The sequence below is a fragment of the Streptomyces sp. NPDC057543 genome (genome assembly GCF_042801895.1).
GTDB lineage: Bacteria > Actinomycetota > Actinomycetes > Streptomycetales > Streptomycetaceae > Streptomyces.
Genome location: NZ_JBHVFF010000028.1, coordinates 35,283 through 44,768 on the forward strand (window position 1 = coordinate 35,283; position 9,486 = coordinate 44,768).

At 70.1% G+C, this 9,486-nt stretch carries 8 protein-coding genes; 3 read left to right on the forward strand and 5 right to left on the reverse strand.

The window, feature by feature from the left end; all coding sequences use genetic code 11:
- Positions 1-22: 22 nt before the first annotated feature.
- On the forward strand, positions 23-520 hold the full coding sequence (locus tag ACFU8Q_RS07850; RefSeq protein WP_384449338.1) for a hypothetical protein: 498 nt from the start codon (positions 23-25) through the stop codon (positions 518-520).
- A 20-nt stretch (positions 521-540) separates the two neighbouring features.
- Here the strand turns inward: ACFU8Q_RS07850 and ACFU8Q_RS07855 are convergent, their stop codons facing one another.
- From ACFU8Q_RS07855 to ACFU8Q_RS07865, 3 genes are read right to left on the reverse strand one after another with little or no spacing between them, the layout of a single operon-like run.
- Complete coding sequence (locus ACFU8Q_RS07855; RefSeq protein WP_384449341.1) at positions 541-1,218, reverse strand: pentapeptide repeat-containing protein; 678 nt, start codon at positions 1,216-1,218, stop codon at positions 541-543.
- A 47-nt stretch (positions 1,219-1,265) separates the two neighbouring features.
- Positions 1,266-1,742 (reverse strand): GNAT family N-acetyltransferase, encoded by a 477-nt coding sequence (locus tag ACFU8Q_RS07860; protein WP_384449343.1) that lies wholly within the window; start codon positions 1,740-1,742, stop codon positions 1,266-1,268.
- A 31-nt stretch (positions 1,743-1,773) separates the two neighbouring features.
- Positions 1,774-2,691, reverse strand: a complete 918-nt coding sequence (locus ACFU8Q_RS07865) for an aminoglycoside phosphotransferase family protein (RefSeq protein WP_384449357.1) — start codon at positions 2,689-2,691, stop codon at positions 1,774-1,776.
- A gap of 24 nt (positions 2,692-2,715) precedes the next feature.
- On the opposite strand from ACFU8Q_RS07865, the gene ACFU8Q_RS07870 reads away from it, so the two are divergent.
- Together ACFU8Q_RS07870 and ACFU8Q_RS07875 are read left to right on the forward strand one after the other, a co-directional pair.
- A complete protein-coding gene (locus tag ACFU8Q_RS07870; protein ID WP_384449360.1) occupies positions 2,716-3,396 on the forward strand; it encodes a rhomboid-like protein in 681 nt (226 codons plus the stop codon).
- A gap of 61 nt (positions 3,397-3,457) precedes the next feature.
- Positions 3,458-4,858, forward strand: coding sequence for an NAD(P)/FAD-dependent oxidoreductase (locus tag ACFU8Q_RS07875; RefSeq protein ID WP_384449345.1), 1,401 nt, complete (start codon positions 3,458-3,460; stop codon positions 4,856-4,858).
- A 128-nt stretch (positions 4,859-4,986) separates the two neighbouring features.
- Here ACFU8Q_RS07875 and ACFU8Q_RS07880 read toward each other — a convergent pair whose 3' ends face one another.
- On the reverse strand, positions 4,987-6,675 hold the full coding sequence (locus ACFU8Q_RS07880) for a hypothetical protein (RefSeq protein WP_384449347.1): 1,689 nt from the start codon (positions 6,673-6,675) through the stop codon (positions 4,987-4,989).
- A 165-nt stretch (positions 6,676-6,840) separates the two neighbouring features.
- Positions 6,841-9,486, reverse strand: a 2,646-nt coding sequence (locus ACFU8Q_RS07885) for an EndoU domain-containing protein (RefSeq protein WP_384449349.1), incomplete at its 5' end; no start/stop codon positions are given.

Genomic DNA, 9,486 nt, shown 5'->3' on the forward strand with positions numbered 1-9,486 from the left:
TCGGGCATGACACCATCGAACTGTGCTCGACATCGGCTACTCCCTCTCCCGACGCTTCCCCGATCCCCCGCAGACCGACTACCGCCGCGCGGACGTCCACGCCCTGCGGCACGATCTGTTCTCCGGGGACGTCTACCTCGCGGACACCAAGGCGGACCGCGAGGTGTCCACAGCCTGGGGATGGGTGCCGGTGCTCGACTTCGCGTGGGCACTGTGCGACATCGTCGAGCAGATCGACCAGGACCCGCGCGGCAACCGCTCGCACCGGCAGCAGTTCGCCGAGCTGGACTTCACCGAGTCGTCCGACCGGATGCTCTTCGAACGCCGCTTCGGCTGGGTCGACGTCGAGGCCGACTGGATGCCCGGCGACGAGCCCCCGCTCACCTTCAGTCACTCGCTGCTGCGCCGCGAGGCCCGCGACTTCCTGCACGATCTGATCGCCGACCTCGCCGACATGCACGAGGGTCTCGCCGACAACCCCGTGATCTGGGACCTCCAGGCCCGCTTCCCCCGGGTCTGACCCCTGCACCGCGCGGGCGGCTACGCCTCCACCCGCACCCCGATCTGCGCCGCGAACGCCGGTGCCAGCTCCATCAGCTGCGCCGGGCTGATCACCGCACCCGCGAGCCGCTCCACCCCACGCGCGATGTCCAGCTCCGCGACCGTCCGCAGGTCCACCGCCTCCATCCGCACGGAACTGAAGTCGGCCCGCTTCAGCACACAGTCGCGGAACTCCACCCGCACCAGCTGCGCATCCCCGAAATCCGGCTCGGACAGCACACAGCCCTCGAACACCACGTCCTTCAGCCGCGCCTTCCGCAGATTCAGGTAGTCGATCTTCCCGCCGCGCACCAGCACCCGTTCCAGCACCGCACCGTGCAGCTGCGCCCCGCCCAGCCGTGCGTCCACCACCTCCACGTCACGCAGTGACGCCCCCGCGAGATCGGCGCCCACCCCCCGTACGCCCGTCAGCACCGAGTCGATGAAGCGGGACCTGACCAGCTCCGTACGGTCCAGGGCGCAGCCGTCCAGCGCACAGTCCATGAACCGGGCCCCCGGACCCGACTCGTCCGCGAGATCCGTCCCCTCGAAGCAGAGCCCGTCGTAGTCCCCGTCGGGCTCCAGTCCCTGCCCCTCGTACGGGACGAGCGGGGGCAGCCGCACCTCCGGCCGCCGTGCCGCCGCGATGGTGTCCGTCTTCCTGCTGCTGCGTGCCATGCCCCCATCGTGAACCACCCCACTGACAACGCCCCCTCCCGCTCGGCCTACCGCCCGCCGAGCTCCGCCAGCGCCCCGTCCGTCAGCCGGTACACCGTCCACTCGTCCTGCGGCCGTGCGCCCAGCGACTCGTAGAAGGCGATGGACGGGGCGTTCCAGTCCAGCACCGACCACTCCAGACGCTCGTAATCGCGCTCCACGCAGATCCGCGCCAGCTCCGTCAGCAGTGCCTTCCCGTGCCCGCCGCCACGCCGCTCGGGACGTACGTACAGGTCCTCCAGGTAGATGCCGTGCACCCCGCGCCACGTGGAGAAGTTCAGGAACCACAGCGCGAAGCCGACCGCCTCTCCGTCCTCGTCCGACTCGGCGATGTGCGCGTACGCGGCGGGCCGCTCGCCGAACAGCGCCTCGTGCAACTGCTCCTCGGTGGCCTTCGCCTCGTGCAGGGCCTTCTCGTAGTCGGCCAGCTCACGGATCATGGCGTGGATGACGGGGACATCGGCAGGGGTAGCGGTACGAATCATGAGGGCAGCGTAAGCACGGGCGGTATCTCCGCTACGCCCGGCCCAGCAGTTGCCGGGCGATCTCGGTCTGCTGCGGCTCCAGCCGTCGCTCCCCGCCCGACACCTCCCACAGACCGTTCTGCAGCAGCCGCCCCAGCGTCCACGCCCGCGCCCGCTCCCGGTCCAGGCCCAGCGTTTGCGTCATCAGATCGAACCGCCACCGCACCGCCGCCGCGTCGAACCTGTTGACCAGCGCCGGAAGCAGCTCGAACCCCGGATCGCCGACCAGCGGCTTCGGGTCGATGACCACCCACCGGTGCGCCTCCTCCGGCCCGGCCAGCACATTCCCGTAATGCAGGTCCCAGTGCAGCAACCGGTCCCCCGGCTCCCCCGCGACCTCCCGCACCGCCGCCGCGCAGTCCGCCAGCAGCCGCCGCTCCTCCACGTCCGCCAGTTCCCCCACCGCCCCCGGCGCCGCCTCCAGCATCCGCGCGGCGATGTCCCCGAGGCCCCGCAGCCCCCGGTCCGCCGGAGCCGGTACGGACGACAGCCGGGCCAGCAGGCCCGCCAGGATCCGCGCCGCCTCCCGCTCGTCCGCCACTCCCCTCAACGAGCGGTGGCCGTCCAGCCGCTCCAGCAGCAGCGTCCCCGTCGCCGCGTCGTGCTCCAGCAGCTCCACGGCCCCCGCGCCCGCCTCGCCCCACACCCGCAGCGCGACCGGCTCCCCCACCGTCTCCTCGTCCACCGGCTGCAGCTTCAACGCCGCCCGGCGACCGTCCGCCACCCGCACGACCGGAAGCACCAGCGCGCACACCCCGTGGAACGCCGCACCGTCCCGCCTCAGCCCCCATCGCTCCAGGAACCCGGCGGCCCGCCCCGGCAGCGCCGCGACGAAGGCCCGCCCGGCCGCTCCGTTGTATGCGGACTGGGTCTCGATCAGCTCGGCCGGAATGTCGATCACGCGGACGATCGTAGAGCCGTGCGTCAATCGGATATGACCCCGAGCAGCCCCGCCCCGCCCACCCGGCGCCGTACCACCGCCGGTTCGTGGATCCGCAGCGTCGGCTCCTGGATCCGCAGCGCACCCGGCACCTACATCTGGCTGACCGCACTCTTCGTCACCACCTTCGTCATCCACCAGATGTCACCGGACTTCGAAGAGGACTTCCTGCGCCAGCACTCGACCAACATCCACGAACTCTCCCGGAAACCCGTACGCGTACTGATCTCCAGCGCCTTCTGGATCGACAGCGGCCACTGGGCCCCCTACGCCGTCCTCTACACCGTCTTCCACGCCAACGCCGAACGCTGGCTCGGCACCCTGCGCTGGCTCGCCGTCGTCATCGCCGCCCATGTCCTGGCCACCCTGGTCAGCGAAGGCGTCCTCGCCTGGGCCATCCGGCACGGCCACGTACCGCCGTCCGCCGTCAACACGCTCGACATCGGAGTCAGTTACGCCCTCGCGGGCGTCGTGGCCGTCCTCACGTACCGCGTCCCGCAGCCCTGGCAGTACGTGTATCTCTTCGCCGTCGTCGCCTTCTACGGCATCCCGCTCATCACCGGCCGCACCTTCACCGACCTCGGCCACTTCACCTCCGTACTCATCGGCCTGGCCTGCTATCCACTGACAAGGTCCCGGTCCCGGCCGCAGACGAAAACCCCTCAGGCGCAGTAACCTCCCGCCCCAGAGAGAACAGCTGCAACCATGGCGTCACACCGGACAAAGCAGGGGCAACATGAGCACCGTCAGCACCGCCAACGGCGGCATATCGTTCTGGTACGCGGACCAGGGCACCCCCGCACCCCGGGAACCCCTGCCCGGCGACACCACCGCCGACGTCTGCATCGTCGGCGGCGGGTACACCGGTCTGTGGACCGCCTACTACCTGAAGAAGGCCGTCCCCTTCCTCAACATCACCCTGCTCGAAGCCAAGTTCTGCGGCTACGGCGCCTCCGGGCGCAACGGCGGCTGGCTCTACAACGGCATCGCGGGCCGCGACCGCTACGCGAAGCTCCACGGCCACGAAGCCGCCGTACGCCTCCAGCAGGCGATGAACGACACCGTCGGCGAAGTCGTCCGCGTGGCCGCCGAGGAGAACATCGACGCCGACATCCACCGGGGCGGTGTCCTCGAAGTCGCCTACACCCCCGCCCAGCTGGCCCGGCTCAAGGACTTCCACTCCGTGGAGATCGCCTTCGGCGAGAAGGACCGCGTCCTGCGCGGCGCCCGCGAGACCGGCGAACGCATCAACGTCACCGGAGTCGTCGGCTCCACCTGGACCCCGCACGGCGCCCGCCTGCACCCGGTCAAGCTCGTCAAGGGCCTCGCCGCCACCGTCGAGGCGCTCGGCGTGACCATCCACGAGTCCACGCCCGTCACCGAGATCAGACCCAAGCACGCGCACACCCCGTACGGCACGGTCCGCGCCCCGTACATCCTGCGCTGCACCGAGGGCTTCACCGCGAACCTCAAGGGCCAGAAGCGCACCTGGCTCCCCATGAACTCCTCGATGATCGCCACCGAGCCGCTGCCCCGCTCCGTCTGGGACACCATCGGCTGGGACGGCCGCGAGACCCTCGGCGACATGGCCCACGCCTACATGTACGCCCAGCGCACCGCCGACGACCGCATCGCACTCGGCGGCCGCGGCGTCCCGTACCGCTACGGCTCGGCCACCGACAATGACGGCCGCACCCAGCCCGCCACCATCGAGGCCCTCCGCGACATCCTCGTCCGCCTCTTCCCGACCACCGCCGGCGCCCGCATCGACCACGCCTGGTCCGGCGTCCTCGGCGTCCCCCGCGACTGGTGCGCCACCGTCACCCTCGACCGCTCCACCGGCCTCGGCTGGGCCGGCGGCTACGTCGGCTCGGGCGTCGCCACCACCAACCTCGCCGCCCGCACCCTGCGCGACCTGATCCAGCAGGACTCCGGCCAGTCCGGTCCCACCGACCTGACCACCCTGCCCTGGGTGAACCACAAGGTCCGCCGCTGGGAGCCGGAACCCTTCCGCTGGCTCGGCGTCCACGGCATGTACGCCGCCTACCGGACCGCCGACCGCCGCGAACTCACCTCGCCCCGCCCCGGCACGGACCCCGTCGCGAAGGCCGCGGACCGGCTGGCGGGGCGGCATTGACCCTCTCGTTCGGATCGGACGGGGCCCACGCATCGGGGCAGAGCCTGCCTGCGTGGATCGCGGGCGGAACGCAGGAGAATCCGGGCCGGATGTGATCCGGCCCGGATCTCAACCCTTCCGGCGGGCGGCTACTTGGTGCACTCCACCCGGATCGGCGCGGCGGCGTGGTGGGCGTTCGCCCGTGACGACGAGCTCCAGTCGTCGCCGCGGTCGTGCAGTTTGACGCTCAGCACGCCGCTGTTGATCTTGTACGAGGGGGCTGCGATCCACTGGCCGCGGTGGCTCACCTGGGTGATCGTGAAGTGGCCGAGCTGGGTGGAGCCCGCGGTGCTCGTGCCGTCGTGGACGGTGTAGTACGTGGGCTGGCCACCGACGTGCCCGATGTTGCTGTCGTTCGGTATGTAGACGCTGACCTTGCAACTGCCCGAACTCACTTCACCGGTACGGAAGTTCCAGACCACGCTGTTGTCGCTGTCGTTGGAGTCGCCCGACATGGGAATCGAGCGGTACCAGCCGTTGCAGCCGCCTGCGGCGTAGGAGCCGTCGTGGGTGGTCCAGCCCTTCTGGCCGTCGGTGTACTTGCCGCGTTCGGTGAAGGTGACCGCACTGCTGGTGCAGTGCAGGCCGCCGACCGCCGAGAAGAGCACCGTGGGTGAGGCCACCGTCTTCTGCGGGGTCGGGGCGGCGCCGTTTCCCGTCGAGGAGTCCGTCTTCGTTCCGGTCTGCTTGCCGGCGTCGGAGCCCGTCTTGGTCTGCGTCGTCTTGTCGCCCGCCTTGGTCTGCGTGGTCTCGTCGCCCGCCTTGTCCTTCGGGGCCTTGTCACCCGCCTTGGTGCCGGTGGGCAGCCCCCCGGAGCTGCCGACGTTGTCCGCCGACGCGGCTTCGATGATGGGGGGAGCGTTCACGCCGCCCGTCGTCCCCGCCGTGCCTCCTGGGGCCTTCGCACTGCCCTTGCCCAGCGGTCCCTTGGGGGCATCCGCCTGCGGTACGTAGCCGTCCGCCCCCGGGGCGGGGTCCGTGTATCCGGCGGCGCTGTTCCTGCTGTTGTGCTCGGGGCCGTCCCCGCCGGTCGAGGAGGCGACGACGAACGGGAGGGACAGCAGTACTACGCCGCCGATCACGGCAGCCGCGACCATCGGCCGGGAGACCTTGCCGGGCGCCGGTCCTTCGTCCTTCGCGCCGACGCCTTCGGGGCCGTTGCCCGCACCGTCGGTGGTGATGGCGGTGGTCGCGGAGGCGGTACGGGGACGCGCACGGGTCCGGGTGAGGGTGCCCAGTACGGCAGTGAGTGCCGGAAGCCCACGGGACGTCGTGGCGGCGGCCGTCGCGGACGCGGTGGTGGTGGCTGCCGTGACCTCCGGAACGCCGGCTGCTGCTGCGGCAACTGGTTCCGTGACCGGTTCCGGAGCCGGTGCGGGCTGCGCGACGGCCTGCGGCCCGGACTTCTCGGCGGCAACCGGCTCGGCTGCGGGCGTCGAGGACGCGGTCGCCGCCTTCGCCGTCCTGGGCTCCTTCGCAGCCTTGGGGTCGGGTGCCGGTGCCGGTGCCGGCGTCGGTGCGGTGCTCTCCGTCACGCGGGCGGCGGCAGGCACCTCCGCGCCGATCACGCCCCCGGCGAGCGTTACGGCGGGTCCCTGCGAGGAACCGCCCCCGGACTCTGTCACCTTGGCGGAACCGGCCGTGGGGGGCGCACTGGTCGCAGTGGCGGGCTTCGGTGTTCCGGCTCCCGTCTCCGTTCCCGCTTCCGGTACCGCCTCCTCCGATGTCTCCGCAGCAGCGGACACCTCGCTGTTCGACTCGGGTTCCGTGTTCGCCATGGCCACCTCGCCTCTCCTGCTTCTCGTCAAGTGCATCGCTCATGTGCGTCGGTCACGTGCATCACTGGCGTGCGTCGGTCATGCGCGTCGGTCGTACGCGTCGGTCATGTGCGTTGGTCATGCGCGTTGGTCGTACGCGTCGGTCGTGTGTGTCAGTCGTGTGTGTCAGTCGTCCGTGCCGGACAGCGTGGCGAAGATCTGCGAGGACAGTGTCACGGGTGGGCCTTCCTCCCGGAACACGCCCCCCACATACTGCTCGTCCAGCCGCGTCAGCCGGGCCTGGATGTGCTGCTCGTAGTTGTCCAGGACCTCCTCCCGGTCCGGGTCCAGCAGTGGCGCCGACTGCTCGGCCAAATGGAGCAGATCGGCATACTGCTCCCGTTCCGCGAACGGGTCGTAGTCCTCGGGCACCTGGTTGGTGCCGTCATTCGTTTCCACCCGCCAGTGCCTCACCAACTCTCGTAGGCGCTGGTCGGTGAAGATGTGCAGCCCCTCGCTCGCGACCTCGGACCAGTGCATGAAGGAGCGGAACCTCGCGTCTGCGAGGTGGGAGTCGCTGCCCAGCAGTTCGTCGGCAACCGTGTTGAACCGCGTGCGGCTGCGGGCGAAGCGGACTTCCTCCAGCGTCTGGTGGTTGTCGATCCAGTAGTTCCGCGCCAAGGCCTCAGGGGCATGGGGTTGCTGCCGGAAGGTCTCGTACTCGCCCAGACCGAGGAGGTCCGCCGGGTCCACGTGGAGGGCGTCGGCCAACCGTTTCAGATAGCTCGGGTGCATGCCCAGGGTGTAGGCGAAGAAGCGCGTATCGTCCGGGACGCGCGGCAGCGGTTGGGCGCGCGAGTCTTCGTACAGCTTCTTGGCCCTGGCCGGATCCATGACGGCCACCTTGGACATCGTGTGCCCCTCGGTGTGCAGATACGACGAGAAGTGCCACCACTCGGAGAGCGGCACACCAATTTCCGTCATCTGCTTCACGAGTTCGCGCGTGGAGTTTCCGAGGCCCATTCGGTCGGCCAGCCGGTCGAGTGAGTCGAGGGCCGCGCGGAGGGGGGTGACCCCCTGCAGGGCGGCCTTGATGCTGGTGAGGTCGGAGGGCTGTAGTCCGAGGGCCTTGGCCGCCGCGGCCATTCGATGAGTGCTTATGGCCGCGTCTGTGCCGGTGTTCGTGAGCGGGCTGGATGGTTCCTGGCCTCGGTGCTGCGCCAGCAACTCCCGTACGCCGGGCTCGTCGAGTATCCCGGCCGGGGTGTTGCGGTGCACCGAAGTCGTCACGTCCGACTCCCAGACCGATTTCAGGACCGGGTCCTGCTCGTGGTGCGGCTGCCCCTGCGGGCCCTGCCAGTCGGCCGGTCGCTCCGACAGCGGCGGCAGCAGGTCTGAAATGCCGCGCAGGAAGGTGTCCATGCCCGCTTCGTCGGCGGAGTCCACCGTCATCAGGTCCGTCAGGAGGGAACTCAGGTCCCCTTCGGACTGCGCGATCTTGACCAGCTCGGAGTCGAGCCCGAGTGTCATCGTCGGGTCTTCGGTCGGTGACAGTTCTATGTCGAAGGTGACCAGACTCAGTTCGCGCTGTCTGTACGGGGAGAGCCGACTGAATTCGTCGGCCAACTGCTCACGCATGTCCGGCAGCAGCTCGTCGAGCAGGTGGTCGCGGAACTCGTCGGACAGCGGGGGATGCTCCAGGACTCGGGTGATGCGGAGCCCCAGGGTGCTGTCCTGATGGATTACCCGCTGGATGTGGAACGGCGCCGGCGTGCCATCCGGTGTTGTCAAGGAGATGTGTACGGGAGCGGTGACCGCGAGCACCTCGGAGGACGTGGGTGAGAGAAGCGGTTGGTACGTCGAGGGCCGGGCCCACAGGTGCTCGCCGTCGCGGACGTGTCCGTGCATCCGTACGCCGTCGTGCACGCCCTCCCAGAGATAGCCGCCTTCCGGGACCTCCACCCACGAATCGGAGCTGCGCGCGGTGCGGTGGGCTCCGGCTATCGCGTCCCGGAGATCGGACACCGACCAGCGGTAGGGGAAGAGAAGTTGACCCGTGGCCGTCATGCCGTCGGGGTTGAACACGGTCCCGTTCTCCCGGTCACCGAGCTGCCATTCGAGAGGCGGCGGGGCGCCGTCGGCGACAGCCTGTGCCGTCCGCCCCCGCAGGTTCGGGTCCCTGAACAGGACCGTGGCCCACTGGGTGCCGTTCGGGTGCGCGGCCCACAGCGGTTCGATGAAGACGCCGTGTTTGCGCTGCGCGAAGGTCCCGGTCTCATCCGGCAGCATGTAGTGGACGCCGGTTCTGTCGGAGGTGGAGCCGTATGTCAGGAAGCGCAGTGCGACGTCCCCGAACGCGGGATCGTCGTACAGCCCGCGGGGTGACGGCGGTTCAAGGTGGGTGGGCGGCAGCAGGCCGTTCTGGTCGGGGTGGGGGGCGAAGTCGGTGATGGTTCCGGTGGTGTCGGCGCTGCCCTTGATACGTACGCCCTGGTAGACGCCGTCGAAGGTCCGGCGTCCGGAGCGTTCGCTGTCGGGGGTCAGAGTGTCCTTGCGGACGTGGTCGAGGTACACCTGGCGGGCCGCGTGCAGGACTTCGTCCGGGCTCCAGTGGTCCGGGAACATCGTCCGGTCACTGCCGTCGGGCCGTTTGCCCGCCCGGTAGGTGCCGTTGGAGTTGACCGGCCCGGTGGCCTCGATGCGGGCGCGCCCGGAGGGGCCGCGCGGGGCGAGGAGGCCGTTGGTGCCGGTGCGGGGGTTGCCGCGCAGGACCCGTTCCCGTACGTCGAGCGGGATGTGCGCCCTGGCCTTGTCGTGCGGAGCCGTGCCCAC

Excerpts from the sequence above, each read along its gene's own strand:
- ACFU8Q_RS07855 (WP_384449341.1), bottom strand. The coding sequence starts at position 1,218 with ATGGCACGCAGCAGCAGGAAGACGGACACCATCGCGGCGGCACGGCGG.
- ACFU8Q_RS07860 (WP_384449343.1), bottom strand. The coding sequence starts at position 1,742 with ATGATTCGTACCGCTACCCCTGCCGATGTCCCCGTCATCCACGCCATG.
- ACFU8Q_RS07870 (WP_384449360.1), top strand. The coding sequence starts at position 2,716 with ATGACCCCGAGCAGCCCCGCCCCGCCCACCCGGCGCCGTACCACCGCC.
- ACFU8Q_RS07875 (WP_384449345.1), top strand. The coding sequence starts at position 3,458 with ATGAGCACCGTCAGCACCGCCAACGGCGGCATATCGTTCTGGTACGCG.
- ACFU8Q_RS07880 (WP_384449347.1), bottom strand. The coding sequence starts at position 6,675 with ATGGCGAACACGGAACCCGAGTCGAACAGCGAGGTGTCCGCTGCTGCG.